Below are 25,492 nucleotides of genomic sequence, written 5' to 3'. Positions count from 1 at the left end.
ATGCGTACCGGTCTGATCGCCAAGAAAGTGGGCATGACCCGCATTTTCGCAGACGACGGCCAGCAGGTCGGCGTCACTGTGCTTTCGCTCGATGGCTGCCAGGTCGTCGGTCAGCGCACCAAGGATCGTGACGGCTACGTCGCGCTTCAGCTCGGTGCCGGCTCTAAGAAGGCCAAGAACACCACCAAGGCTGAGCGCGCCAACTTCGCCAAGGCTGAAGTCGAGCCCAAGCGCGTCGTTCGCGAGTTCCGCGTCGCCGAGGGCAACCTCATCGACGTCGGTGCCGAGCTGACTGCTGACCACTTCGTCGAAGGCCAGCTGGTCGACATCCAGGGTGAAACCATCGGTAAGGGTTTCGCCGGGGCCATGAAGCGCTGGAACTTCGGCGGCCTGCGCGCCACGCACGGCGTGTCGGTGTCGCACCGCTCGCACGGTTCGACGGGTAACCGCCAGGATCCGGGCCGGACCTTCCCGGGCAAGAAGATGGCCGGTCACTACGGGACCGAGACTGTCACCACCCAGAACCTCACCATCGTTCGTGTTGACGCCGAGCGTGGCCTGATCCTGGTCAAGGGCGCTGTCCCCGGCCATGACGGCACCTACGTCAACGTCCGCGACGCCGTGAAGGGCAAGCTGCCCGAGGGCGCGCCGGTTCCGGGTGCCTTCAAGACGTCGGGCGCTGCTCCGAAGGCCGCTGCGGAAACGCCGGCCGAAGAAGCTCCGGCCGCTGAAACCAACGGGGACGAAGCCTGATGAAACTCTCCGTCACCAAGCTGGACGGCAAGGCCGCCGGCGACATCGAGCTGAACGACGACGTCTTCGGGATCAAGGAGATCCGCGCGGACATCCTGCAGCGTTGTGTCGTGTGGCAGCTGGCCAAGCGCCGCGCCGGAACCCACAAGGTTCAGACGCGTAACGAGAACAGCCGCACCGGCAAGAAGATGTACAAGCAGAAGGGGACCGGCGGCGCTCGTCACGGTTCGCGTCGGGCCCCGCAGTTCGTCGGTGGTTCGCGCGCCTTCGGTCCGGTTGTTCGCTCGCATGCGACCGACCTGCCCAAGAAGATCCGCGCCCTGGCTCTCAAGCACGCGCTCAGCGCCAAGGCGCAGTCGGGTGATCTGGTGATCCTGGACGCCGCTACGCTGAAGGATCCGAAGACCGCCGCCCTGCGTACCACGCTCGGCAAGCTGGGCTGGACCAAGGCGCTGATCATCGCCGGTACCGAAGTCGACAAGAACTTCGGCCTGGCGGCTCGCAACATCCCGCACATCGACGTGCTGCCGAACGCCGGCTTGAACGTCTATGACATCCTGCGGGCCGAAAAGCTGGTCCTGACCAAGGAAGCGGTGGACGCCGTCCACGCGCGTTTCTCGGGCGAGGCCAAGTCTGAGAAGGAAGCCGCGTAATGGCCGCCAAGCAGACCAAATCGGCGGCGACTGCCCGCCACTACGACACCGTCCTGGCGCCGGTGATCACCGAGAAGTCGACCGTGCTGTCCGAGCACAACAAGGTTGTCTTCAAGGTGGCCGACGACGCCTCCAAGGACGAGATCGCCGCTGCCGTTGAGGCGCTGTTCAAGGTCCAGGTCACCAAGGTCAATACCCTGGTGCAGAAGGGCAAGACCAAGCGTTTCCGTGGCATCAAGGGACGCCGCAAGGACGTCAAGAAGGCGATCGTCACCCTGGCCGAAGGCCAGTCCATTGACGTGACCACGGGGCTCTAGGACCATGGCTCTGAAGACCTACAATCCGACTTCGCCGGGCCGTCGCGCCCTGGTGTTGATCGACCGCTCCGAGCTCCACAAGGGCCGCCCGGAAAAGAGCCTCGTCGAGGGTCTGACCAAGTCGGGTGGGCGTGGCGCCGGCGGCCGTATCGCCGTCCGCTTCCGCGGCGGCGGGGCCAAGCGCCTGTACCGCAAGATCGACTTCAAGCGTCGCAAGTGGGACGCGGTCGGCACAGTCGAGCGTCTGGAGTACGATCCGAACCGGACCGCCTTCATCGCGCTGATCACCTATGAGGATGGCGAAAAGGCCTACATCCTGGCTCCGCAACGCCTCAAGGCCGGTGATCAGGTGATCGCGGCCGAGAAGGCCGACGTGAAGCCGGGCAATGCCATGCCGCTGCGCTCGATGCCGATCGGTACGATCATCCACAACATCGAGATGAAGCCCGAGAAGGGCGGCCAGATGGCCCGCTCGGCCGGCTCTTACGCCCAGCTGGTCGGCCGCGACGCTGGCTACGCTCAGATCCGTTTGGGTTCGGGCGAGCTGCGGATGGTTCTGGATGGCTGCATGGCCACGGTCGGTGCCGTGTCCAACTCGGACCACATGAACCAGAACCTGGGCAAGGCTGGTCGCAAGCGTCACATGGGCTTCCGCCCGCACGTTCGCGGCGTGGCCATGAACCCGATCGACCACCCGCACGGCGGCGGTGAAGGCCGCACCTCGGGTGGCCGCCACCCGGTTAGCCCGACGGGCCAGCCGACCAAGGGCCGCAAGACCCGCAAGAACAAGGCGACGGACAAGTTCATCATCCGCTCGCGTCACAAAGCGAAGAAGGCTCGGTAAGCGATGACCCGTTCCGCCTGGAAAGGCCCCTTCGTCGACGGCTACCTTCTCAAGAAGGCTGATGCCGCGTCGTCTTCGGGCCGCAAGGACGTGATCAAGACCTGGTCGCGTCGTTCAACCATCCTGCCGCAGTTCGTCGGCCTGACCTTTGGTGTCCACAACGGCCAAAAGCACGTTCCCGTGCTGGTCAGCGAGGACATGGTCGGCATGAAGTTCGGCGAGTTCGCCCCGACCCGGAACTTCCCGGGCCACGCGGCGGACAAGAAGGCCAAGAGGAAGTAACCGATGGCCAAGACCAAGAACCCCCGTCGCGTCGGTGCGACCGAGGCCCGCGCCAAGGTCGTCAACGTCCGCATCAGCCCTCAGAAGCTGAACCTGGTCGCTCAGTCGATCCGCGGTCTGCCGGTGCAGAAGGCGCTCAACGAGCTCGAGTTCAGCCGCAAGCGCATCGCCAAGGATGTTCGCAAGGCGCTGTATTCGGCCGTCTCGAATGCCGAAAACAACCACAACCTCGACATCGACTCCCTGGTGGTCGCCGAGGCCTTCGTGGGCAAGAATCTGGTGATGAAGCGTTTCGCCGCCCGCGCACGCGGTCGGGCTTCGCGCATCGAAAAGCCGTTCAGCGAGATCACCATCGTTGTGCGCGAGCTGGGTGAGGCCGCCTGATGGGTCAGAAAGTTAATCCGGTCGGGCTGCGGCTCGGCATCAACCGTACCTGGGACAGCCGCTGGTTCGCCGGTGGCCAGGACTACGCACGCCTCCTGCATCAGGACCTGAAGCTGCGCGAGTGGCTCAAGGAACGCCTGTCGGGTGCCGGCGTGTCGCGCATCATCATCGAGCGTCCGCACAAGAAGTGCCGTATCACCATCTACGCTGCCCGTCCGGGCGTCGTGATCGGCAAGAAGGGCGCTGACATCGAGAAACTCCGCAAGGAGATCTCGGCGATGACCGAAGGTGAAGTGTTCCTGAACCTGGTCGAAGTTCGCAAGCCCGAAGTCGATGCCCAGCTCGTCGCTGAGAACATCGCTCAGCAGCTCGAGCGCCGTATCGCCTTCCGTCGCGCCATGAAGCGCGCGATGCAGTCGGCTATTCGTCTGGGTGCCAAGGGTATTCGGATCAATGTGTCGGGTCGTCTGGGCGGTGCTGAAATCGCTCGTATGGAGTGGTACCGCGAAGGCCGTGTGCCGCTGCACACCCTGCGCGCCGACATCGACTATGGCTTCACCGAAGCCAAGACGACCTACGGCATCATCGGCGTGAAGGTCTGGGTGTTCAAAGGTGAAGTGCTCGAGCACGATCCGATGGCCCAGGACAAGCGTTGGGCCCAGGAAGCCTCGGGTCCGTCGTCGAATGAAGGCCGTGAGCGCGGTGGTCCCCGTGGGGATCGTGGCCCGCGTCGCGACCGGGGACGTGAGAACTAGGTCATGCTGTCACCCAAGAAAACCAAGTACCGCAAGGCGTTCAAGGGCCGTATCCACGGCTCGGCCAAGGGCGGCTTCTCGCTGAACTTCGGCTCCTACGGCCTGAAGTCGATGGAACCCGAGCGCATCACGGCGCGCCAGATCGAAGCGGCCCGCCGCGCGATCACCCGCCAGATGAAGCGTCAGGGCCGTGTCTGGATCCGCATCTTCCCGGACGTGCCGGTTTCCGGCAAGCCGGCTGAAGTCCGCATGGGTAAGGGCAAGGGCGCTGTTGATTTCTGGGCCGCTCGCGTGGCTCCGGGTCGCATCATGTTTGAGATCGACGGCGTGCCGGACGATGTCGCGCGTGAGGCCCTGCGTCTGGGCGCGGCCAAGCTGCCGGTTCGTACCAAGGTCGTCACCCGCCTCGACGCCGGCGTCGCGGTCGAGCACTAGGAAAGGATCGGACCATGACCAAGATCACCGATCTTCGCGGCAAGACCGCCGATCAGCTGCAGGAAGAGCTCCTGTCGCTGAAGAAGGAACAGTTCAATCTCCGTTTCCAGGCCGCCACCGGCCAGATGGAGAAGACCCACCGTGTGGGCGAGGTCAAGAAGACCATCGCGCGCATCAAGACGCTGCAACGCCAGCAGCGCCAGGCCTAAGGAAAACCCGATGCCCAAGAGAATTCTGGAAGGCGTGGTCGTTTCCGACAAGGGCGACAAGACTGTCGTCGTCAAGGTCGAGCGCACCCTGCTGCACCCGCTGTTCAAGAAGACTGTTCGTCAGTCCAAGAAGTATCACGCCCATGATGAGGCCAACTCGCTGAAGGTCGGCGATGTGGCTCGCATTCGTGAGTGTGCCCCGAAGTCGAAGCTGAAGCGCTGGGAAGTCTATTCCGGCGACGATGCCAAGGCCTCGGCCTGAACGAGTTAGAGAAGGTCTGATCCCATGATCCAGATGCAAACTAACCTGGACGTTGCCGACAATTCGGGCGCGCGCCGGGTCATGTGCATCAAGGTGCTCGGCGGCTCCAAGCGCCGCTACGCCTCGGTGGGCGACACGATCGTCGTGTCCGTCAAAGAAGCCATCCCGCGCGGTCGCGTGAAGAAGGGGGACGTGCTGCGCGCCGTCGTCGTTCGCACCGCCAAGGACATCCAGCGCAAGGACGGTTCGGTCATCCGTTTCGACACCTCGGCCGCCGTCATCGTCAACAAGCAGAATGAGCCGGTGGGAACCCGGATCTTCGGACCGGTTCCGCGCGAGCTGCGCGCCAAGAACCACATGAAGATCATCTCGCTCGCTCCGGAGGTCCTGTAATGGCCGCCAAGATCAAGAAGGGGGACGATGTCGTCGTCCTCACCGGCAAGGACAAGGGCCGCACCGGCAAGGTGCTGCGCGTGATCCCGTCGGACAACCGCGTGGTTGTCCAGGGCATCCAGGTCGTCCAGCGCCACACGCGTCCGTCGGCGGGTAACCCGCAGGGCGGCATCGTCAACAAGGAAGCCTCGATCCACCTGTCGAACGTCGCCCTGGTCGACGCCAAGGGCAAGCCGACCCGCGTCGGCTTCCGCATGGACGGTGACAAGAAGGTCCGCTTCGCCAAGACCACGGGGGACGCCATCAATGGCTGACGCTCAATACACCCCGCGCCTGAAGGGCGACTATCAGGCCCGCATTCGCCAGGCGATGACCGAGAAGTTCGGTTACACCAACGAGATGCAGGTGCCCAAGCTGGACAAGATCGTCCTGAACATGGGCATCGGTGAAGCTGTGGCGGACTCCAAGAAGGCCGCCGCCGCCATGAAGGACCTGGAAGCCATCGCCGGCCAGAAGCCGGTGGCCACCAAGGCCCGTAACTCCATCGCCGGCTTCAAGCTGCGCGAAGGCATGGTCATCGGTGCCAAGGTCACCCTGCGTCAGGACCGCATGTATGAGTTTCTGGACCGTCTGATCACGATCGCCCTGCCGCGCGTGAAGGATTTCCGGGGCCTGAAGGGCACGTCCTTCGACGGTCGTGGCAACTACGCCATGGGCCTGAAGGAGCACATCGTGTTCCCCGAGATCAACTACGACCAGATCGATCAGATGTGGGGCATGGACATCATTGTCTGCACCACGGCCAAGACCGACGAGGAAGCCAAGGCTCTCCTCGCCGAGTTCAAGTTCCCGTTCAATAACTAGGGCGGGAAGGGAAGAGATCCATGGCTAAGAAGTCCGCCATCAACCGTAACGAAGCCGTCAAGGCCCTCGTCGCCAGGCAAGCCGACAAGCGCGCCGAGCTGAAGGCCATCGCCAACGACGAATCGCGTCCGCTGGAAGAGCGTTTTGAGGCCCGCCTCAAACTCGCCGCCCTGCCGCGCAACGGCTCCGCCACCCGCATCCGCAACCGCTGTGAAGTCACCGGTCGTCCGCGCGCCTACTATCGCAAGCTCCACATGAGCCGCGTGGCGCTGCGCGAACTGGCCTCGCTGGGCCAGATCCCCGGCATGACCAAGTCGAGCTGGTAAGAGGAGATCCGACCATGATGATCAACGATCCCCTCAGCGACATGATCGCCCGCATCAAGAACGCTGCGACCCGCAAGCGTTCATCGGTGCTCACCCCGGCGTCGAAGCTGCGTCAGCGCGTCCTGGATGTGCTGGCCGATGAAGGCTACATCCGCGGTTACAAGATCGTGGAAAACCCCGGCGAATTCCCGCAGTTCGAAATCGAGCTGAAGTATTTCGACGGCCAGCCGGTCATTGCCGAAATCAGCCGCGTCTCCAAGCCGGGCCGCCGCGTCTATTCGTCGATCTCGGATCTCAAGCCGATTAAGAACGGCCTGGGCATTTCGATCCTGTCGACGTCCAAGGGCGTGATGTCCGACGCCGCCGCCCGCGAAGCCAATGTCGGCGGCGAAGTGCTCTGCAAGGTGTACTAAGATGTCCCGTATCGGAAAACAGCCGATCGTCGTGCCGAACGGCACCACGGTCACCCTCGACGGCCAGACCGTCAAGGTGAAGGGTCCCAAGGGCGAACTGACCTGGTCGGTCGCACCTGAGATCGAACTCAAGCTCGAGAACGGCGAACTTACGCTGGCTCCGCGTGACGACACCCCGCGTGCCCGTTCGATGTGGGGCCTGTCGCGTTCGCTGGTCGGCAACATGGTCACCGGCGTCTCCGAGGGCTTCGAGCGCACGCTCGAACTGGTCGGGGTGGGCTATCGTGCCGCGATGAAGGGCAATGCCCTGTCGCTGCAACTGGGCCTGTCGCATGACGTCGATGTCGACCCGCCCGCCGGTGTCAGCTTCGCCGTGCCGAAGCAAACCGAGATCAAGATCTCGGGCATCGACAAGCAGGTCGTCGGTGAGGTCGCCGCCAAGATCCGCAAGTACCGTCCGCCGGAGCCCTACAAGGGCAAGGGCATCCGCTACGCCGGTGAAACCGTGCGTCGCAAGGAAGGCAAGAAGAAGTAGGTCATGGCTCTTTCCGCTCTTCAAATCGCCAAGCGCCGCGCCGAGCGCAATCGTCGCCGCCTGAAGTCTCTGGCGAACGGTCGTCCGCGTCTGTCGGTCTACCGCTCGGACAAGAACATCTCGGCCCAGATCATCGATGACGCCGAGGGCAAGACTCTGGCGTCGGCCTCTTCGCTGGAAGGCGAAAAGGGCAAGAAGCAAAAAGGTTCGGACGTCGATGCGGCGGCCCGGATCGGCAAACTGATCGCCGAGCGCGCCGTCAAGGCGGGCGTCACCGAGGTGGTGTTCGACCGCGGTGGCTACATCTATCACGGTCGGGTCAAGGCCCTGGCCGACGCCGCGCGCGAAGCCGGCCTCAAGTTCTAAGGATCGATCATGGCTCGTGAACCCCAACGTGGTGATCGCCGCGACCGTCGCACCCCGGAAGCCGAAGGCCCCGAAAGCGACATCGTCGAGAAGCTGGTCCACATCAACCGCGTCGCCGCCACCGTGAAGGGTGGTCGTCGCTTCTCGTTTGCCGCCCTGATGGTGGTCGGTGATCAGAAGGGCCGCGTCGGCTTCGGTCACGGCAAGGCCCGTGAAGTGCCGGAAGCTATCCGCAAGGCCACCGAAGAAGCCAAGAAGTCCATGATCCGCGTTCCCCTGCGGGAATCGCGCACCCTGCACCACGACGGCGAAGGCCGCTGGGGTGCCGGCAAGATCATGATCCGTTCGGCCCCTCCGGGCACCGGCGTGATCGCCGGCGGTCCGATGCGTGCCGTCCTTGAAACCCTGGGCGTCCAGGACGTGGTCGGCAAGTCCAAGGGCTCGTCGAACCCGTACAACATGGTGCGCGCCACCTTCGAGGCCCTGAAGGGTCAGTCGTCGCCGCGCCAGGTCGCCAACAAGCGTGGCAAGAAGGTTGCCGACATCATGGGCCGTCGCGCCGATGGTGCCTCGTCGCCGGAAGCCGCGACTGAAGCCGCGGAGTCCTGATCATGGCCAAGAAAGAAACCGTCACGGTGACCGTCCGTCAGACAGGCAGCCCGATCCGCCGCAGACCGGATCAGCGCGCCACCCTGATCGGGTTGGGCCTGAACCGGATGGGCCGGGAATCGACTCTTGAGGACACGCCGTCTGTGCGCGGCATGATCGCCAAGGTCGCCCACCTGACCGAGATCGTCGAAAAGTAAGCCCCGCTCGTTGAGCGGGAGTGGCGAGTGGTTAGTGGCGAGTGGCGAGTAGGGAGAGGCCGGTCCGGTCGTTTTTCCTTGACTCGCCACTAACCACTCGCCACTCGCCACTTTCGTTTTCCAAACGCCGAGTCCGGCCATCGCCGGGCGCTAGAGACCGAAAGGACCAGGCAGATGAAACTGAATGAACTGCGCGACAACGAAGGCGCTCACAAAAAGCGCATGCGCGTCGGCCGTGGCCCGGGTTCGGGCAAAGGCAAGACCTCGGGACGCGGTGTCAAGGGCCAGAAGTCCCGGACCGGCGTGTCTCTGCTGGGCTTTGAAGGCGGTCAGATGCCGCTACACATGCGCATGCCCAAGCGCGGCTTCAACAATCCTGGTGCCCTGAAGCTGGCCGAGGTGAACCTGTGGCGCCTGGCCAAGGCCATCGAAGGCAAGAAGCTCGACGCCAAGAAGGTCATCGACGCCGATGCCCTGATTGCCGCTGGTGTGATCCGTCGCGCCAAGGATGGCGTGCGCCTGCTGGGTCACGGCGAGATCAAGGGCAAGCTGAACCTCAAGGTCTGGTCGGCCTCCGCCTCGGCCGTGAAGGCCATCGAGGCCGCCGGTGGTTCGGTCGAACAGGCCCGTCCGGCCAAGACCGAAGAAGCCTAAGGCGTCACCCCGGGCGCGCGTGAGCGCGATCCGGGGCCTAAGCCCAGATGGTGTTTAGGTCCCGGCTCTCCGCTCCGCTTCGGCCGGGATGACGAATCCGGTCGGCGGGCCTCGCATCTCGCCGTCCAACCACCTATCTGACGACGACAAGTCGCGGGGTATCGGAATGGCTTCGGCCGCAGAACAGCTAGCTGCAAATCTGAACGTGGGCACTTTCGCCAAGGCGAAGGACCTGCACGCACGCCTTTGGTTCACCCTGGCGGCCATGATCGTCTATCGCCTGGGCACCTACATCCCGATCCCGGGCCTGAACGTCGATGCGTTCGCTCAGGCGTTCCAGAACCAGTCCCAGGGCATCCTGGGCATGGTCAATATGTTCTCCGGCGGCGCCGTGGAACGGATGGCCATCTTCGCGCTGAACGTGATGCCGTACATTTCGGCCTCGATCATCGTGCAGTTGCTCGGGGCGGTTTATCCGCCGTGGGAAAAGCTGCGCAAGGAAGGTGGCGAGGCCGGTCGCAAGCAGCTGAACCAGTACACCCGTTATCTGACGGTGGCCTTGGCCATTGCCCAGTCGTTCGGTATCGCCATGAGCCTGCAGGGCGTGGCCAATGATCCCGGCGTCTTCTTTGTTCTGACGACGGTGACCACCCTGACGGGCGGCACCATGTTCCTGATGTGGCTGGGTGAGCAGGTGACGGCGCGCGGTGTCGGCAACGGCATCTCGCTGATCATCTTCGCCGGTATTGTGGCGGTCCTGCCGCAGTCGCTGGCCCAGCTGTTCGAACTGACCCGTCAGGGCCAGATTTCGGCCTTCCTGCTGTTTGCCATCCTGGCGCTGTCAGTGGTGCTGGTCGTGGCTATCGTTTTCATGGAACGGGCCCAGCGCCGCCTTCTGATCCAGTATCCGAAGCGCCAACAGGGCAACCGCATGGTGGGCGGCGAGAGCTCGTTCCTGCCGCTGAAGGTCAATACCGCCGGGGTCATCCCGCCGATCTTCGCCTCGTCGCTGCTGCTGCTGCCGACGACGGTGTCGACCATGCTGGCCCAGAATCCCGAAGCGGTCCCGTCCTGGCTCCAGTGGCTGAATACCGTCATGCCGCACCTCCAGCACGGCCAACCCGTGTTCATGGCGCTGTACGGCTTCCTGATTGTCTTTTTCTGCTTCTTCTACACCTCGATCGTGTTCAACCCCGAAGACACCGCCGAGAACCTGCGCAAGTACGGTGGCTTCCTGCCGGGCATCCGTCCGGGCAAGCGCACGGCGGAGTATCTGGACTATGTCCTGACGCGTTTGACCACGATCGGGGCGGCCTATATCGCCATCGTCTGTCTGGTGCCGGAGGTCGGGATCTCCCAACTCGGTCGGCTGACGATTGTTACGGCGCTGGGCGGCACGTCCATCCTCATCATGGTGTCTGTGACCATGGATACGGTGGCCCAGATCCAGTCGCATCTGCTGAGCCATCAGTATGAGGGGCTGATCAAGAAAGCCAAGTTGCGCGGACGGGGCGGACGACGCTAAGTCGGGACGAGGGAGGACACCTTGGCCTTGAACCTGATTCTGTTTGGACCGCCCGCCGCCGGCAAAGGCACCCAGGCCAAGCGTCTGGTCGCTGAGCGCGGCATGATCCAGTTGTCGACGGGTGATATGCTGCGGGCCGCCATCGCCGAGGGGGCCGAGATCGGTCAACGCTGCAAGGCGATTATGGACGCCGGGCATCTCGTGCCGGACAATATCGTCATCGCCCTGATCGAGCTGAAGCTGGATGAGGCCGAGGATGCCGGCGGGGCCATCTTCGACGGCTTCCCGCGGACCCTGGCCCAGGCCGAGGCCCTGGACGAGATGCTGGAGCGCCGCGGTGCCCGCATCGATCACGTCATCCGGCTCAAGGTCGATGAGGATCGCCTGATCGAGCGCGTGACCAAGCGGTTCGAAGACCAGGGCCGTCCTGACGACAATCCCGAGACGTTTGTGACGCGCCTGGCGGCCTACAATGCCCAGACCGCGCCCCTGCTGCCGTACTACGGCGACCAGGGCAAGCTGGCCGAAATCGACGGCATGGGCTCTGTCGAAGCCGTGGCTGCGGAAATCGACGCCGTTCTCGGCTAAGGCTGCCTTCGCGCTCCTGACACAACAAACTGCCGGACGTCTTGATCGAAAGGCCGTCGGGTGCGTTCATCCCAAAGCGGGGCCTGTTTGGCTGCCCTGTTCCTGGATGGAGGTGCGCGCTTCGATGTCGGCCCAGGACGTGTTCCACAAGCCCGCTGTTCGCAAGGCCGGTCTGGTGCTGGTCGTTGTCCTGGCCCATGCCCTGCTGTTCGCCGGCCTGATCCTGGTTCAGCCGCGCTATGTACCCAGCATACCCGCCCCCCCGATACTTGTTGAGCTGATCCGGCCCGAACGCGAGCCTCCGCCTGAGCCGCCGCGGCCCGTGTCTCCGCAGGCCGGCGGGGGAGCCCCCGCCACCCCGTCTCGTGTTCGCCCGGCCGAACCGCCGCCGAGACCGGTGGAGCCTGAGATCTACGCCCCGCCGGAGCCGGCTCCCGAGCCCGTTCAGACGATCGGAGCCTCTCCCCTCAACACCGCCGGAGAGGGTCGAGGGCAGGGCGGACAGGGGACCGGGACCGGATCGGGTGTCGGGGCCGGTTCAGGACCAGGCTCGGGGGCCGGGCGTGCGGTCTTGCTGTCTGGCCCGTCTCTGGATCAAATCCGTAGAGCCCAGCCCCGAACCGGCCTGGCGGTCCGGCGTGTGGGGCGTGCCGAGATGAGGTGCCGCATCCGCCTGGACGGACGAATGGAGGGGTGCTCGGTCACGCGTGAGATGCCGCCGGGCAGCCGCCTGGGGCAGGCGGCCCTGTCCCTGGCCCCGCATTATCGTTGGCGCCCCCCCACGGACGGCCAGGGCCGCCCGGTGGACAATTCGGACATCATCATCGGGGTCGACTTCCCACCTTAGGAGCGCCCCCGGCTTGAACTTGACGCGCGCGTCACCATTTAGTCGACCGGGCCGGTGAGAATTCCCTTGAGAGAATCCCTTGCCAACCCGTTGACGCGCACGGAATCCCCTGTATAACGGCGCGCTTCCGCGAAAGACGCGATCAGCGCCAGGCTTGAGATATTGGGCCGGGTCGCCGTTCGCGTCTGTTGTGCGTACTGGAGAATCAATACCTTGGCCCGTATCGCTGGCGTCAACATTCCGACCAACAAGCGCGTCGAAATCGCGCTGCAGTACATTCATGGCATCGGCCCGCAGTCTGCGAAGACGATCATGGAGCAGGTCGGCATCGACTCTGCCCGTCGCGTCAATCAGCTGACCGACGCAGAAGTTCTGCAAATCCGTGAAACGATCGACCGTGAGTTCACCGTTGAAGGCGACCTGCGCCGCGAGACGTCGATGAACATCAAGCGTCTGATGGACCTGGCCTGCTATCGCGGCCTGCGTCACCGTAAGGGCCTGCCGGTCCGCGGCCAGCGCACCCACACCAACGCTCGCACCCGCAAGGGTCCTGCCAAGCCGATCGCCGGCAAGAAGAAGTAAGATCTAGATGGCCAAGGCTCCTGAGCGCCTCAAGAAGCGCGAACGCAAGAACATCACCTCGGGCGTGGCGCACGTGAATGCCTCGTTCAACAACACCATGATCACGATCACGGACGCGCAGGGCAATGCGATTTCGTGGTCGTCGGCCGGTGCCATGGGCTTCAAGGGTTCGCGCAAGTCGACCCCGTATGCCGCCCAGATGGCCGCTGAAGATGCCGGCAAGAAGGCCATGGAGCACGGCGTTCGCACGCTGGAAGTCAACGTCGCGGGCCCCGGTTCGGGTCGCGAGTCGGCTCTGCGCGCCCTTCAGGCCGTCGGTATGACCATCACCACCATTCGCGACGTCACGCCCATGCCGCACAACGGCTGCCGGCCGCCCAAGCGTCGCCGCGTCTAAGACGCAACTTTTATTCCTGACACGCCGACCGGCGGAACCTGACCCCTGGTTCTGACGGTCGGCGAAACCCGTTCGAGGGACGATAATGATCGAAAGAAACTGGCTAGAGCTCACCCGTCCCGACAAGCCCCAGATCGAAACCGGCAAGGACGCCTCGACCAAGGCGAAACTGACGGTTGAGCCGCTGGAGCGGGGCTTCGGCGTGACGCTCGGCAATGCCCTGCGCCGCGTGCTGCTCTCCTCGCTTCAGGGCGCTGCGGTGACCTCGGTTCACATTGACGGCGTCGTCCACGAGTTTTCCTCGATGGAAGGCGTGCGCGAAGACGTTGTCGACATTGTGCTCAACATCAAGCAGCTGGCCCTGCGTATGCACGCCGAAGGCCCCAAGCGCATGATGCTGCGGGCCGAAGGCCCGGGTCCGGTGACGGCTTCGCAGATCGACGCTCCGGCGGACATCGAAATCCTGAACGGCGACCATGTCATCTGCACCCTCGATGAAGGTGCCAAGATCCGCATGGAGTTCACGGTCCAGAACGGCAAGGGCTATGTCCCCGCCGAGTTCAACCGTCCCGAAGACGCGCCGATCGGCCTGATCGCCGTCGACGCCCTGTACTCGCCGGTCAAGAAGGTGGCCTACAAGGTCGAGCCGACCCGTCAGGGCCAGTCGCTGGACTATGACAAGCTGACCCTCGAAGTCGAAACCAATGGGGCCGTGACCCCGGTGGACGCCGTGGCCTATGCCGCGCGTATCCTCCAGGACCAGCTGCAGCTGTTCATCACCTTCGAAGAGCCCAAGGCCCCCGTCGAGGCGACCGATACGGGCCCGGACCTGGGCTTCAACCCGGCCCTGCTCAAGAAGGTCGACGAGCTGGAACTGTCGGTCCGTTCGGCCAACTGCCTGAAGAACGACAACATCGTCTACATCGGCGACCTGATCCAGAAGACCGAGGGCGAAATGCTTCGTACCCCGAACTTCGGCCGCAAGTCGCTGAACGAGATCAAGGAAGTGCTCGCTTCGATGGGCCTGTCGTTGGGCATGGATGTCCCGGCCTGGCCGCCGGAGAATATCGAAGAGCTGGCCAAGAAGATGGACGACCAGATCTAGGTCGGCCAAAGAACTTTCGGCGAGGGCCGGACCTGAAAGGGTCCGGCCTTTTCCAAATTATGAGAGCCGGTTTTCCGGTGATCATTCGCCGGGAAGGCTCCCAAAGCCCTGTCCTGGTGATTTCGGCTCCCGTCAGGAGGCCGACCTCGGAACGGGCCGCCGCCATTCGGGCGACGCGCTTTTGTTTCCGGGTTGTTTTGGGGGGACGGCAAGGCTGCGTGCCGCCGTTCCTTGAAGGAGTTTGACCATGCGTCACGGCAACGCCCACCGTAAACTGGGCCGCACCTCGGCTCACCGCACCGCCATGTTCGCCAACATGGCCGCCTCGCTGATCAAGCACGAGCAGATCACCACCACCCTGCCCAAGGCCAAGGAACTGCGCCCCTTCGTCGAGAAGATGGTGACCCTGGCCAAGAAGGGTGGGCTGGCGAACCGCCGCCTGGCCATCAGCCGCGTGCGTGACGTCGAGCAGGTCGGCAAGCTGTTTGAAGTGCTCGGCCCGCGCTACGCCGACCGCAACGGCGGCTATATCCGCATCATGAAGGCCGGCTTCCGTCATGGCGACAATGCGCCGATGGCCGTCATCGAATTTGTTGACCGCGACACCGCCGAAAAGGGCAAGGACTCCGGTCCGGTCCAGGCTGCGATGTTCGCCGGCGACGAAGACTAACCTCTCACTGAGGTCCGGGTTGAGAAGGGGCGGTTCGCGCAAGCGGGCCGCCCTTTTCTTTTGGGCCTATTCCTTCGACAGATCCTGCCGCTTGAAGACGAGCAGGGCACCGCCAAAGCCCAGGGCGAGCCACAGGACGATGCCGGCCATGCCGCTCAGGCCTCCGGCAGCATCCAGGGTCTGACCCGGCAGCGTGTCCATTCCGGCCAGATAGAGGCGCGCATGCTCGAAGGCGTGTCCGGGGATCAGCAGGATTTTCCACCAGTCGGCGGCGGCATCCATCACCGGATAGCGGTTCTGGGCAATGACCAGGCCGATCATGGCGCCGATCGGGATCATGATGGCCGCAATCATCGAGCGGGTCGCGGTCGCCGCCAGGGCCGCCAGTCCACCGGCGAACAGGAGCTGGATCCACGAGACAAAGGTGACGGCCAGCATCTGGCGCACGAACGCGCCAGCTCCCAGACCGAAGGTCATCGTATTGCCGTCCATCAAGGCCCCGATCCAGGCGACGGCGGCATCGAGAAGGCCCACGAGAATCACCGTGACCAGCGCCCAGCCCGCAAAGGTCACGGCCTTCGCCAGAAACAGGTTGATCCGTGATGCCCGCGGGGTCAGCAGCCGCCAGGTTTCCCAGCGATAATCTCCCGCAAACAGCACAGCAGCGCCGATCAGCGACAGGAAGATGGTCATCACGCCGCCGGCCTCGGCGAAGGCACTGACCAACTGGTTGGACATATCGACCGGCATGGCGCGAAGCTCGGGCGGCAACTGATTGTGCATGAACACCCGACCGATGATCTCGGCGCACAGCGCCAGGATCGGCACGAACAGGAAGCCCCAGAAGAAGGTGGCCCGGTTGCGGGTCAGCCGCAGGTTCTCGGCTGCGATGGCGTCAGCGAGCATCCTGACCTCCGGTTTCCTGCATGAACACGGCCTCAAGGTCGGCACCGACCCAGCGGGCTTCGAAAATGTCTACACCTTCGCCGGCCAGGCGGCGGATCAGGGCGGGGGCCTCCGAGCGGGTCAGGGTCACCAGGATGGCGTCGGCCTGGGCCTCGGCGGCTGCTCCGATCAGGGCGGCGATCCGAGCTGGATCGGTGACGTGCAATCTTAGACGCTCGCCACCGGCCCCGCCGATCAGGTCGGACACACTGCCTTCAGCCGCGAGGGTGCCCCGATTGAGAATGGCGACGCGGTCACAGATTTTCTGAACCTCCGCCAGCTGGTGACTGGCCAGCACGACACTGACGCCGTCATTGTCGGCCAAGGATCGGATCAGGGCGCGCATCTCGTTGATGCCGTTCGGATCCATGCCGCTGGTCGGTTCATCTAGAATGACCATCGACGGGCGACCCAACAGGGCGGCGGCAACGCCGAGCCTCTGGTGCATCCCGACCGAGAAACCCCGGACCTTGCGACCTGCGGCCTCGGTCAGGCCGACCCGCGCGAGCAGACCGTCGATCTCCGCCGCATCCCCCTTCAGGCCGGAGGCGAGGCTCAGCCATTCCAGAACGCCCCGCGCCGTCAGAAACGGCGGGAAGCGCGGCGTCTCGATCATCGAGCCGATCCGGCGTGGGACACCGGGCGGTTCGTTCATCACCGTGGCCCCGCCGTCGGTCGGTCGGATCAGACCCAGCCAGATGCGGAACAGGGTCGACTTGCCCGCCCCATTGGGGCCGAGGACGCCGTAGACACCGCCTTCGGGCACCTCGAGCGTCAAGCCATCAAGGGCCTTTACCGACCCATAGGCCTTGGTCAGGTTCGCAGCTGTCAGGATTGCGTTCATCGGGCGAGGTTGGACCGGAGCGGGGCCGTCGGCAAGCGGGTGACGGATTAATCCTTGGACAGGTCATGCGCGTCGGGTGGCTACGATCTGTCATAGCCGTGCGCTAGGGTAGGGAATGCGGTTTCTGTTGCTGATCCTTGTCGCGCTCGCCGGCCTAGCCACGCCGGCCCTGGCCCGTCCGGTCATCCTGATTGGCATCGACGGCTTTCGCGCGGACTTTCTGGATCGCGGGCTGACACCGACGCTGAGTCGGCTAGCGGCGGAGGGCACCGTGGCCGAGGGTGGGATGCGGCCCTCGTTTCCCAGCGTCACCTATCCGAACTTCTACACCCTGGCGACGGGCCGACACCCCGACCATCACGGCCTCGTCTACAACCGGATGCGCGACCCGGACCTGCCGGGTCGGACCTTTTCCCTGGGTGACCGGCATGAGGTGATGGACCCGGTCTGGTGGAACGACGCCGAACCCATCTGGGTCAGCGCCGAGCGCCAGGGCCTGAGCACGGCGGTGCTGTTCTGGCCGGGGTCTGAGGCAGCCATCCATGGGGTGCGACCGCGCGACTGGCTGCCGTTCGAACAATCGGTGTCGAGCCGGGCGCGGGTGAATATCGCGTTGGGCTGGTTCACGACGCCGCAAGCCGATTGGCCGGATTTCGCCGCCGTCTATTTCGACATCGTCGATACTCAGGGCCATCTGTTCGGGCCGAACTCGCCCGAGCTCGACGCGGCGCTCGTCGAGGTCGATCAGGCGGTCGGGGTGCTCGTCGCTGGGCTGGCTGCGCGCGGCATCGAGGCCGATCTGGTCATCGTCGCCGATCACGGCATGGCCGCGACCTCGGGCGAGCGGGTGGTCTGGCTCGATGACTGGATCGCCGCCGAGGCGGTCGACAGCTACACCTATGGGCCGCTGGCTTTCGTCGATCCGCTGCCGGGGCATGAGGCTGAGCTGGAGGCGGCGCTGGCGCATGATCCAGAGCATCTGGACTGCTGGCGGCGCGAGGACCTTCCGGCTCATTTCGCTTATGGGACCCACCGACGTATCAGCCGGGTGGTCTGCCTGGCCGAGCTGGGCTGGACGCTCGGGGTGCGCGGCCAGCTTGATCCTGCGCGGGTTCGGCCCGGCACGCACGGCTTTGACCCGGATGCGCCTGAGATGCAGGCCGTCTTCATCGCCCATGGCCCGTCGATCCGGCCCGGCGTTCGTCTGACAGAGATGGACAGCGTCGATGTTCAGCCGTTGCTGGGCCGGCTGCTCGGTATCGAGGCGCCGCATGGCGATGGGCGGATTGATGACCTGCGACCCGCGCTGGTCCCTGCGGATTGACAGCCGGCACCGCCGGGCGCTTCCTCGGTCACCGATCGGGGGGATCCATGTCCAGACGTCTTTATCCAGCGCTTGCCGCTGTCCTGCTGCTGGCCGGATGCGCCACCACGCCCGGAGGGCCAGACCCACGCACCGCCGCCTGGTGGCGCACGACCGGCGACCTGTCCGGCGACGACATGGAGGGCCGCGACACGGGTTCGCCCGGCTACGACCGCGCGGCCGTGTATGTCGCCGACCGGTTCGCCGCCGCCGGTTTGAGGCCGGCGGGTGATGGCGGTAGCTGGACCCAGCGGATCGCCTTCGAGGACGTCGAGGTGGTCGACGCCGGCACGTCGCTGGCGATGGTCTGGGACGACGGCACCCGCCGGCCCTTGCGGTTTCTGCACGAGGCGTCGGTGACGCCCAGCTGGGGCATGACCGAGCAGCTCGATGCGCCTGTCGTCTTTCGTGGCTATTGCGCGCCATCGGACATGACGGGGGTGCAAGGCGCGGTCGTCGCCTGTTTCGGCACGCGCCGGGCCGGCCAGACGACGGGGGACCAGCGGCTGGAAGCCGCCACGGCTGCGGGGGCGGTCGCCATCATCGCGGTGGACGATCCGGCCTTCGTCGAGCCGGTGCGCTGGCCGCTGGCCTATGCGCGCACCGTGGTGATCGCTGACGGGACGCCGCGCCCGCAGTCCATTCCGATCCTCAGGCTGTCGGCACCGGCTTTCAACGATCTCGCGGCGGCGTCGGGTCAGGACGGTGCGGCCATCCTGGCGCGGGGCGCACGGGGCGAGACGATGACGGCCTTCGACCTGCCTGGGCGGCTTCAGGCGCAGTTCGCCATGCGCCGGCGCAGCTACACCTCCGACAATGTGCTGGCGGTGCTGCCGGGGACCGACCCCGAGCTGGCGGACGAGCCGATCCTGCTGATCGCCCATCTGGATGGCTACGGCTACGGCACGCCGGTGAACGGGGATGGTCTGTATAACGGCGCGCTGGACGACGCCGCCTATGTGGCGACCCTGATCACCCTGGCCGATGCGAGGGCCGGGCAGGGTTATCGGCGGCCGGTGGTCTTCGCCGCCGTGACGGGGGAAGAGAAGGGCCTTTGGGGCTCACGCTGGCTGGCCGAGCATCCGACCGAGGCGATGGGCTGGCCGGTGGCGGTGCTGAACCTGGATCAGCTTCGGCCGCTCTATCCGTTGACGGTGCTGACGACGCTGGCCCTGAACGACACCAGCCTGGGCCAGACCGCGCGCGACATCGCCGGGCCGATGGGGATCGCCGTGCGGCCAGATCTGGAGCCGGAGCGGAATCTGCTGCGCCGGACCGACCACTGGCCGTTCATGCAGAGGGGCGTGCCGTCGATCAGCTTCCTGTTCGGCTTCGATCCCGCGACGCCGGCTGAGGCGACCTACCGCGACTGGTACGCCAACCGTTACCACGCGCCGCAGGACGACATGGACACACCCGTCGATTTCCAGGCACAGGCGGATTTCCACACCTTCTGGTTCGCCCTGGTCCAGGCTGTGGCCGACGCCGATGCGCCGCCCCATTGGAACCCCGATAGTCCCAACCGGCCCGCGCCCTAGAACCGCGCCCTGAGGTTCTGCTGAACGCTGCGGGCGTCATAGACATCGGCGTGGCTGGGCGGACCACCGCGGCCCATAACGATCTCGAGGGTGCTGGACGTATGGGATGGTCCCTGGAAGTTGAAGCCGATGCCGACACCCACGCCTGACGACGAATAACGCCCGTAGGGACCGTCATAGCGACCGCCGCCATAGCCCACATTCAGACTGGGACGAACGCCGCCGCCGGAATCCGGCAGGCCATCGACGTAGCGTTGGGTCACTTCGAACCAGTCGTAACCCTGTTCCACCGTCAGATCGGCGGCGCGCAGCAAGGCCAGGTCCATGACTGGGCCGGGGGCTCCGATGCCGTCATAGGTGACACGCCATCTCTGGCTGTCGATCCGGTATTCCGAATAGCCTTGTGATCCTTGCGGCGTTCGCGGCCCGTAAGGTGCCAAGGTCGTGCACCCGGTCAGCACGACAGCGATGGCGGCAATCAGGGTGGGGGTCTTCATGGCGGCACTCCTCTGGCTGACTATAGCGTATCGGGGCGGGTGTGTGTTCCGCTGCCTCCTCCCCGTGAAATGGCGAGGAGACAGACTACAGGTTCAATCGCTTGCGCACCGTTGCCATGTCTTCCGGCAATGAGGCCTCCACGACGTTCCGCCCACCCTCAGGGTGCGGGAAATCCAGCCGTGCGGCATGCAGCATCAGCCGCGGAACCGCCGCGCCACCGGTGGTCAGGGCGCCGCCGTAGCGGACATCGCCCAGGATAGGGCGGCCGATGGCGGCCAGGTGGACGCGCAACTGGTGCATACGTCCGGTTTCGGGGGACAGCTCGACCAGGGCCGCCTCGTCATTGGCCGCCAGGGTGCGATAGCGGCTGTGGGAGGCTTGCGCGTCCCGGTGGTCTTCGTCGCAGACGCGCATATAGGCCTCGCGCCCAATGTCCTCGCGGCGCAGGGCCAGGCGGATGTCACCGCCGGCTGGCTCGGGCGCACCGCCACCGACCAGGGCGAGATAGGTCTTCTTGATCCGTCGCCCCTGGATCGCCTTTCCGAGGAACCCCAGCGCCGGCTTGGTCTGGCCCGCCAGGATGACGCCCGAGGTGTCGCGGTCGAGCCGATGCACCAGTTCCGGCCGCTTGCCGTTCGAGCGGGCAAACGCCCACAGCAGATCATCCAGCGTATGCGCCTGGATCCGTCCGCCCTGGCTGGACAGGCCCGCTGGCTTGTCGAGCGCCAGGACATGGCCGTCCTCAAACAGCACGCGCGATCGCACGAAGGCGATTTCGTCGTCGCTCAAATGAACAGGGGCGCGGGTCTTCACCCGCGCCCCTTTAGCGGTGTTTGGCTGGATCGTCAGCCGTTCAGCGCAGCACGCCGCGCGCCGCCATGCGGCCGGCGTACCACCAAAGGAAGGCGGCGATGGCGACGATGACCCAGGGCATATATTTCATCATCTCCATCCCTTCGGCCATCGGCATGGGATTGAGCAGTCCATAGACCAGGCTGACGGCCGCCCCGACCAGCGAAACGGCGAACAGATAGACCGCCCAACGCTTGCGTAGCAGCAGAGCCAGAGATCCCAGCACCGCACCCCAGACGCCCGCGATCCATGGGGCGTACATCCACATCGGCATGGCGTTGAAATAAGCGATCATCGCGTCATCCATGCCCGCGGAGCGCATGTACGCCTCGCCCTGGGTGTTGGTCATGATGAAGTCGTAGGCGCCGAAGCTGTTCCACAGCAGGCTGAGTATGCCCACTACCCACAGGTGCCAGGGCGTGCCGCCGCCTGACGCGGCGGGCGTTGTGTCGTCGGTCATTGTCCCCTCCCAAGGATCAAGCTGGGCGGAGGGTAACCACGGTTTTCAGGCTACGACAACGCTTGGGCGTTCGAAGGCCGCGCCGGCCCTCCCCGCTGACAAAGCCAGCGGGGAGGGGTGGGCATGGATTCTTCCTACTCAGCCGCTTCCGAGGCCGGTTTTCTGGCCTTTGGCTCGGCGGCGTCGATGTCGAAGACGATCTTGCCGTCCTTGAGCGCGACCTGAACGTGGCCGCCGCGGGTCAGGCGTCCGAACAGGATGTCATCGGCCAGCGGCTGCTTGATGTGCTCCTGGATCACCCGCGCCAGCGGCCGGGCCCCGTAGAGCTCGTCAAAGCCGTTCTCCGCCAGCCAGTCGGTCGCCTCGTCCGTAAGGGTCAGGGTGACGTTGCGGTCGGCCAACTGGAGTTCCAGCTGTTTGATGAACTTCTTGACCACCAGGCGGATGACATCCGGCGTCAGGGCCTTGAAGGCGACAACAGCATCGAGGCGGTTGCGGAATTCCGGCGTGAACAGGCGCTGGATGGCCTTTTCGTCCTCGCCCTCGACCTTGGACCGGCCAAATCCGATGGAGGCGCGCGCATTGTCCGCGGCCCCGGCGTTTGTGGTCATGATCAGGATGACGTTCCTGAAGTCGACCGTCTTGCCCACGGCGTCGGTCAGGGTGCCGTTGTCCATCACCTGAAGCAGGATGTTGTAGACATCCGGGTGGGCCTTCTCGATTTCGTCCAGCAGCACCACGGCATGCGGGTGCTGATCGACCGCGTCGGTCAGCAGACCACCCTGGTCGTGGCCGACATAGCCCGGAGGCGCGCCGATCAGGCGGCTGACGGTGTGGCGCTCCATGTACTCGGACATGTCGAAGCGCAGCATCTCGATGCCGAGCGTGGCCGCTAGTTGCTTGGCCGCTTCGGTCTTGCCGACGCCGGTCGGGCCGCTGAACAGATAGGAGCCGATCGGCTTGTTCGGATCGCGCAGGCCGGCGCGGGCCAGCTTGACCGCCGAAGCGAGCTGGTCGATCGCCTCCGGCTGGCCGAAGACGGCGGCCTGCAGGTCGTCTTGCAGGTTCTTGAGCGCCTCGACGTCGGTCTTGGAGACGGACTTGGGCGGAATGCGCGCCATCTTGGCGATGACGGCCTCGATTTCCTTCTGCCCGATGACTTTCTTGCGCTTGGACGGTGCCAGCAGCATCTGGCTGGCCCCGGCCTCGTCGATGACGTCGATGGCCTTGTCCGGCAGCTTGCGGTCGGTGATGTAGCGTGCCGACAGCTCGACCGCCGACTTGATCGCCGCATCGGTGTAGCGCAGCCGGTGGAACGTCTCGTAATAGGTCTTCAGACCCTTGAGGATCTTGATGGTGTCGTCCACCGACGGCTCATTGACGTCGATCTTCTGGAAGCGCCGGACGAGGGCCCGGTCCTTCTCGAAGTGCTGGCGGTATTCCTTGTAGGTCGTCGACCCCATGCAGCGCAGGGTGCCCGAGGCCAGGGCGGGTTTCAGCAGATTGGACGCATCCATCGCCCCGCCCGAGGTGGCACCGGCACCGATCACCGTGTGGATCTCGTCGATGAACAGGATGGCGTCCTCGTGGGACTCCAGTTCCTTGACCACCTGCTTCAGGCGTTCCTCGAAGTCGCCGCGATAGCGGGTGCCGGCCAGAAGCGCGCCCATGTCGAGCGAATAGATGGTGGCACCGGACAGGACATCCGGCACTTCACCGTCCTCGATCTTGCGGGCCAGGCCCTCGGCGATGGCGGTCTTGCCGACGCCCGGGTCGCCGACCAGGAGCGGATTGTTCTTGGTACGGCGGCACAGCACCTGGATCGAACGCTCGACCTCGGCGGCGCGCCCGATCAGGGGATCGACCTTGCCCTCGCGGGCCTTGATGTTGAGGTTGACGCAGTAGGCGTCGAGGGCTTCTTCGCCCTTCTTGGCGGCGGCCTTGTCGTCGGTGTCCTCGGACGGTGACGATGTCTGGGTGCCGCGCGTCGGCCGGCTTTCACCTTGGCCGGCCTTCTTGGCGATGCCGTGCGCGATGTAGTTGACCGCGTCATAGCGGCTCATGTCCTGCTCCTGCAGGAAATAGGCGGCGTGGCTCTCGCGCTCGGAGAAGATCGCGACCAGGACATTGGCCCCGGTCACTTCCTCGCGGCCGGAGGATTGAACGTGAATGACCGCGCGCTGGATCACGCGCTGGAAACCGGCGGTCGGCTTGGCGTCTTCGCCGTTCGACACGGCCAGGGCCGCCAGATCGTGATCGATATAGGTGGTCAGGGAAGCCGCCAGAGCCTCAAGGTTGACGCCACAGGCGCTCATCACCGTGGAGGCGTCCGGGTCTTCGACCAGGGCCAGCAGGAGGTGTTCGAGCGTCGCGTACTCATGGCTGCGCGCATTGGCCAGAGCGACGGCGCGGTGCAGGGTGTCTTCGAGTGGACGCGAAAATGAGGGCAAGACCTAGTCCTTCTCCATTGTGCATTGCAGCGGATGTTGGTGGTGACGGGCGGTTTCCAGAACCTGCGCCACCTTTGTTTCGGCGACCTCGTACGTGAAGACGCCGCAAACCCCGACGCCGTGCTGATGGACATGCAACATGATCCGAGTCGCATCTTCGCGCGATTTCGCAAAGAAACGCTCAAGAACGTAAACCACGAATTCCATTGGGGTATAGTCGTCGTTCAGGATCAGCACCCGGTACAACGAGGGCTTCTGGAGCTTGGGTTTCGTCTCGGTGACGGTGGCGGCTCCGAGGCCGCCACCCGGTTCACCTGGCCGCTGTTGAGGCATTCGCAGTCCGGTATCGGGGAGAGTCGGTTAGGTATGTAGGGACTGTCAGGCGGAATTGAAGCGGGGGCAAGGGGGCGCATCTGCCAGCTTGTCACCACACAGAGAAAAGGCCCCAGCGCGTTCTACAGCTACTCGGACGGCCTGCGTCCCGAGGTGATCTAGGAACCGACCTGGACCCGGCCCAACAACACCACCCCGACCTGGACGGCGACCGGCGTGCGCACCTATGTGCTGGGTCCGTTACCGGATGAGCGGCTGATCTGGATGCAGGGGCGTGGGGCCGACCGTCAGGTCAGCTATCCCCACACCGACCGCCGGGGCTCGACCATCGCCCTCAGCCGCGGGGGCCAGGCGGTGGAAACCTATGCCTATGACGAGTACGGCCAGGGCCGAGCCCAGGACGGGGTCACCGGCTATCCCTTCCGCTACACCGGACAACGCCTGGACCCCTACACCGGCACCTACCACTACAAGGCCCGCGAATACGCCCCCAACATCGGACGCTTCCTCCAGGCGGACCCGGCCCGGTTCGTCGATGGGCCGAATGTGTATGCGTATGTGGGGAACAATCCGTGGAATGCGACGGATCCGAGCGGGATGTGCGGCACGAGGGATCCTGCAACAAACCGCTGCGTAGTGACAAACAACGTCGCTGAATCCGATCCAGACTATGCGCAAGCCAAGGCAGAGGCATTTCGAATGGAGGGAGAGTTGAACGCCCTAGACGTTCAAGTGTCTGCGCTCGATCCTAACAGTTCAATCACTTACGCTGATGGAGATGGAAATAGCCGGACAGTCACTGGTGCCCAGTTCCAGGCTGTCTGGAACAGCACTGATTGGAGCGTAAATGCTCAAGGTGCGACGCCCTCTAACGGAGGCATTGGCGCGATTACGCCCCAAATCGGTGGTGGTTTCGCCGCACAACTGATCGTGGGGACTGTAAGTCGCTATGAGGGTATGGGCGCGGGAGGGCGGACCTTCCTTGCGCTTCACGAAATAGGCCACGCTACGTCTGCAGGCCAGGCTGCGGTAAATTCGAACTGGTTGAGTTTTGTCGCCGGCTATCCCGCAGGCTTCAGTTCAAGCATTTTGGAAGCAAAATATCCATCTTCTGCCCAATGGCACAGCAACGAGCGATCAGCTAGCTTTGCGGCTTATGCATTCGCGGGGGCGCTTTCCGTGGGTGTAACCTGCAACATGGGGCCGGCGATATGTTGAGACTTTATAGAAGCACCGTAAAGTCA

37 protein-coding genes are annotated in these 25,492 nt (G+C 64.6%); 30 read left to right on the top strand and 7 right to left on the bottom strand.

Going from position 1 to position 25,492, the window contains the following annotated elements; genetic code table 11:
* The 27 genes from rplC (at nt 1) to rplQ (ending at nt 14,965) form a co-directional block, all read left to right on the top strand.
* Complete coding sequence (gene rplC / locus G391_RS0112675; protein WP_029087844.1) at nt 1-753, top strand: 50S ribosomal protein L3; 753 nt, start codon at nt 1-3, stop codon at nt 751-753.
* Nucleotides 753-1,406, top strand: coding sequence for a 50S ribosomal protein L4 (rplD, locus tag G391_RS0112670; RefSeq protein ID WP_029087843.1), 654 nt, complete (start codon nt 753-755; stop codon nt 1,404-1,406). Before rplC ends, rplD begins: the two co-directional genes overlap by 1 nt.
* Nucleotides 1,406-1,723 carry a 50S ribosomal protein L23 gene (locus G391_RS0112665; protein ID WP_029087842.1) on the top strand — a complete coding sequence of 106 codons (318 nt, stop codon included), beginning with the start codon at nt 1,406-1,408 and terminating at the stop codon, nt 1,721-1,723. Before rplD ends, G391_RS0112665 begins: the two co-directional genes overlap by 1 nt.
* Before the next feature lie 4 nt (nt 1,724-1,727).
* Nucleotides 1,728-2,567 (top strand): 50S ribosomal protein L2, encoded by an 840-nt coding sequence (rplB, locus tag G391_RS0112660; RefSeq protein ID WP_029087841.1) that lies wholly within the window; start codon nt 1,728-1,730, stop codon nt 2,565-2,567.
* A 3-nt stretch (nt 2,568-2,570) separates the two neighbouring features.
* The gene (gene rpsS, locus G391_RS0112655) at nt 2,571-2,849 is read left to right on the top strand and encodes a 30S ribosomal protein S19 (protein WP_029087840.1); all 279 of its coding nucleotides are present in this window, start codon (nt 2,571-2,573) and stop codon (nt 2,847-2,849) included.
* A gap of 3 nt (nt 2,850-2,852) precedes the next feature.
* Complete coding sequence (rplV, locus tag G391_RS0112650) at nt 2,853-3,233, top strand: 50S ribosomal protein L22 (protein ID WP_035304542.1); 381 nt, start codon at nt 2,853-2,855, stop codon at nt 3,231-3,233.
* Nucleotides 3,233-3,988: a 30S ribosomal protein S3 gene (gene rpsC, locus G391_RS0112645; protein WP_029087838.1), complete on the top strand. Its 756-nt coding sequence runs from the start codon at nt 3,233-3,235 to the stop codon at nt 3,986-3,988. Before rplV ends, rpsC begins: the two co-directional genes overlap by 1 nt.
* Before the next feature lie 3 nt (nt 3,989-3,991).
* Nucleotides 3,992-4,423, top strand: coding sequence for a 50S ribosomal protein L16 (rplP, locus tag G391_RS0112640; RefSeq protein ID WP_029087837.1), 432 nt, complete (start codon nt 3,992-3,994; stop codon nt 4,421-4,423).
* Between the two features lie 14 nt (nt 4,424-4,437).
* The gene (rpmC, locus tag G391_RS0112635; RefSeq protein ID WP_029087836.1) at nt 4,438-4,632 is read left to right on the top strand and encodes a 50S ribosomal protein L29; all 195 of its coding nucleotides are present in this window, start codon (nt 4,438-4,440) and stop codon (nt 4,630-4,632) included.
* Nucleotides 4,633-4,642: 10 nt separating this feature from the next.
* The gene (gene rpsQ / locus G391_RS0112630; protein WP_029087835.1) at nt 4,643-4,894 is read left to right on the top strand and encodes a 30S ribosomal protein S17; all 252 of its coding nucleotides are present in this window, start codon (nt 4,643-4,645) and stop codon (nt 4,892-4,894) included.
* A gap of 24 nt (nt 4,895-4,918) precedes the next feature.
* Nucleotides 4,919-5,287, top strand: a complete 369-nt coding sequence (rplN, locus tag G391_RS0112625; RefSeq protein WP_029087834.1) for a 50S ribosomal protein L14 — start codon at nt 4,919-4,921, stop codon at nt 5,285-5,287.
* A complete protein-coding gene (gene rplX / locus G391_RS0112620; protein WP_029087833.1) occupies nt 5,287-5,601 on the top strand; it encodes a 50S ribosomal protein L24 in 315 nt (104 codons plus the stop codon). Before rplN ends, rplX begins: the two co-directional genes overlap by 1 nt.
* Nucleotides 5,594-6,151, top strand: coding sequence for a 50S ribosomal protein L5 (rplE, locus tag G391_RS0112615; protein ID WP_029087832.1), 558 nt, complete (start codon nt 5,594-5,596; stop codon nt 6,149-6,151). Before rplX ends, rplE begins: the two co-directional genes overlap by 8 nt.
* A 20-nt stretch (nt 6,152-6,171) precedes the next feature.
* The gene (rpsN, locus tag G391_RS0112610) at nt 6,172-6,477 is read left to right on the top strand and encodes a 30S ribosomal protein S14 (RefSeq protein ID WP_029087831.1); all 306 of its coding nucleotides are present in this window, start codon (nt 6,172-6,174) and stop codon (nt 6,475-6,477) included.
* Between the two features lie 14 nt (nt 6,478-6,491).
* Nucleotides 6,492-6,890, top strand: coding sequence for a 30S ribosomal protein S8 (rpsH, locus tag G391_RS0112605; RefSeq protein ID WP_029087830.1), 399 nt, complete (start codon nt 6,492-6,494; stop codon nt 6,888-6,890).
* Between the two features lies 1 nt (nt 6,891).
* Nucleotides 6,892-7,425 (top strand): 50S ribosomal protein L6, encoded by a 534-nt coding sequence (rplF, locus tag G391_RS0112600; RefSeq protein WP_029087829.1) that lies wholly within the window; start codon nt 6,892-6,894, stop codon nt 7,423-7,425.
* A gap of 3 nt (nt 7,426-7,428) precedes the next feature.
* Entirely contained in the window at nt 7,429-7,791 is a 363-nt protein-coding gene (rplR, locus tag G391_RS0112595; RefSeq protein ID WP_029087828.1) for a 50S ribosomal protein L18, read from the top strand.
* Between the two features lie 9 nt (nt 7,792-7,800).
* Nucleotides 7,801-8,400 (top strand): 30S ribosomal protein S5, encoded by a 600-nt coding sequence (rpsE, locus tag G391_RS0112590; protein WP_029087827.1) that lies wholly within the window; start codon nt 7,801-7,803, stop codon nt 8,398-8,400.
* Nucleotides 8,401-8,402: 2 nt separating this feature from the next.
* Nucleotides 8,403-8,597, top strand: a complete 195-nt coding sequence (gene rpmD / locus G391_RS0112585; protein ID WP_029087826.1) for a 50S ribosomal protein L30 — start codon at nt 8,403-8,405, stop codon at nt 8,595-8,597.
* Between the two features lie 174 nt (nt 8,598-8,771).
* Nucleotides 8,772-9,251, top strand: coding sequence for a 50S ribosomal protein L15 (gene rplO / locus G391_RS0112580; RefSeq protein ID WP_029087825.1), 480 nt, complete (start codon nt 8,772-8,774; stop codon nt 9,249-9,251).
* Between the two features lie 166 nt (nt 9,252-9,417).
* Complete coding sequence (gene secY, locus G391_RS0112575) at nt 9,418-10,776, top strand: preprotein translocase subunit SecY (protein WP_029087824.1); 1,359 nt, start codon at nt 9,418-9,420, stop codon at nt 10,774-10,776.
* 27 nt (nt 10,777-10,803) lie between these two features.
* Nucleotides 10,804-11,364: an adenylate kinase gene (locus G391_RS0112570; protein ID WP_029087823.1), complete on the top strand. Its 561-nt coding sequence runs from the start codon at nt 10,804-10,806 to the stop codon at nt 11,362-11,364.
* A gap of 124 nt (nt 11,365-11,488) precedes the next feature.
* Complete coding sequence (locus G391_RS0112565) at nt 11,489-12,211, top strand: energy transducer TonB (RefSeq protein ID WP_051257382.1); 723 nt, start codon at nt 11,489-11,491, stop codon at nt 12,209-12,211.
* Between the two features lie 213 nt (nt 12,212-12,424).
* A complete protein-coding gene (gene rpsM / locus G391_RS0112560; protein ID WP_029087821.1) occupies nt 12,425-12,793 on the top strand; it encodes a 30S ribosomal protein S13 in 369 nt (122 codons plus the stop codon).
* 7 nt (nt 12,794-12,800) lie between these two features.
* Entirely contained in the window at nt 12,801-13,190 is a 390-nt protein-coding gene (gene rpsK / locus G391_RS0112555) for a 30S ribosomal protein S11 (protein WP_029087820.1), read from the top strand.
* An 85-nt stretch (nt 13,191-13,275) separates the two neighbouring features.
* Nucleotides 13,276-14,295: a DNA-directed RNA polymerase subunit alpha gene (locus G391_RS0112550; RefSeq protein WP_029087819.1), complete on the top strand. Its 1,020-nt coding sequence runs from the start codon at nt 13,276-13,278 to the stop codon at nt 14,293-14,295.
* A 247-nt stretch (nt 14,296-14,542) separates the two neighbouring features.
* Nucleotides 14,543-14,965, top strand: coding sequence for a 50S ribosomal protein L17 (gene rplQ / locus G391_RS0112545; RefSeq protein WP_029087818.1), 423 nt, complete (start codon nt 14,543-14,545; stop codon nt 14,963-14,965).
* A 66-nt stretch (nt 14,966-15,031) separates the two neighbouring features.
* Here rplQ and G391_RS0112540 read toward each other — a convergent pair whose 3' ends face one another.
* Both G391_RS0112540 and G391_RS0112535 read right to left on the bottom strand, forming a co-directional pair.
* A complete protein-coding gene (locus G391_RS0112540; protein ID WP_029087817.1) occupies nt 15,032-15,871 on the bottom strand; it encodes a hypothetical protein in 840 nt (279 codons plus the stop codon).
* Complete coding sequence (locus G391_RS0112535; RefSeq protein ID WP_029087816.1) at nt 15,861-16,754, bottom strand: ABC transporter ATP-binding protein; 894 nt, start codon at nt 16,752-16,754, stop codon at nt 15,861-15,863. The genes G391_RS0112540 and G391_RS0112535 overlap by 11 nt, the downstream gene beginning before the upstream one ends.
* A 115-nt stretch (nt 16,755-16,869) precedes the next feature.
* On the opposite strand from G391_RS0112535, the gene G391_RS0112530 reads away from it, so the two are divergent.
* Together G391_RS0112530 and G391_RS0112525 are read left to right on the top strand one after the other, a co-directional pair.
* Nucleotides 16,870-18,078: an alkaline phosphatase family protein gene (locus G391_RS0112530; RefSeq protein WP_029087815.1), complete on the top strand. Its 1,209-nt coding sequence runs from the start codon at nt 16,870-16,872 to the stop codon at nt 18,076-18,078.
* Nucleotides 18,079-18,125: 47 nt separating this feature from the next.
* Nucleotides 18,126-19,655: a M28 family peptidase gene (locus tag G391_RS0112525; RefSeq protein ID WP_029087814.1), complete on the top strand. Its 1,530-nt coding sequence runs from the start codon at nt 18,126-18,128 to the stop codon at nt 19,653-19,655.
* Here G391_RS0112525 and G391_RS0112520 read toward each other — a convergent pair.
* The 5 genes from G391_RS0112520 to clpS form a co-directional block, all read right to left on the bottom strand.
* Entirely contained in the window at nt 19,652-20,152 is a 501-nt protein-coding gene (locus G391_RS0112520) for a CC0125/CC1285 family lipoprotein (protein WP_029087813.1), read from the bottom strand. The genes G391_RS0112525 and G391_RS0112520 overlap by 4 nt on opposite strands.
* Before the next feature lie 85 nt (nt 20,153-20,237).
* Nucleotides 20,238-20,966 carry an RluA family pseudouridine synthase gene (locus G391_RS0112515; protein ID WP_029087812.1) on the bottom strand — a complete coding sequence of 243 codons (729 nt, stop codon included), beginning with the start codon at nt 20,964-20,966 and terminating at the stop codon, nt 20,238-20,240.
* A 40-nt stretch (nt 20,967-21,006) separates the two neighbouring features.
* A complete protein-coding gene (locus tag G391_RS0112510) occupies nt 21,007-21,465 on the bottom strand; it encodes a hypothetical protein (protein WP_029087811.1) in 459 nt (152 codons plus the stop codon).
* A gap of 134 nt (nt 21,466-21,599) precedes the next feature.
* Complete coding sequence (clpA, locus tag G391_RS0112505) at nt 21,600-23,915, bottom strand: ATP-dependent Clp protease ATP-binding subunit ClpA (protein ID WP_029087810.1); 2,316 nt, start codon at nt 23,913-23,915, stop codon at nt 21,600-21,602.
* 3 nt (nt 23,916-23,918) lie between these two features.
* Entirely contained in the window at nt 23,919-24,248 is a 330-nt protein-coding gene (gene clpS, locus G391_RS0112500) for an ATP-dependent Clp protease adapter ClpS (RefSeq protein ID WP_029087809.1), read from the bottom strand.
* Between the two features lie 216 nt (nt 24,249-24,464).
* On the opposite strand from clpS, the gene G391_RS0112495 reads away from it, so the two are divergent.
* Nucleotides 24,465-25,466 (top strand): RHS repeat-associated core domain-containing protein, encoded by a 1,002-nt coding sequence (locus G391_RS0112495; RefSeq protein WP_156893955.1) that lies wholly within the window; start codon nt 24,465-24,467, stop codon nt 25,464-25,466.
* Nucleotides 25,467-25,492: the final 26 nt, after the last annotated feature.

Source organism: Brevundimonas aveniformis DSM 17977 (assembly GCF_000428765.1).
Classification (GTDB): domain Bacteria; phylum Pseudomonadota; class Alphaproteobacteria; order Caulobacterales; family Caulobacteraceae; genus Brevundimonas; species Brevundimonas aveniformis.
Note: the sequence above shows the minus strand (reverse complement) of the source record. Positions and strands in the feature narration are given on the sequence as shown.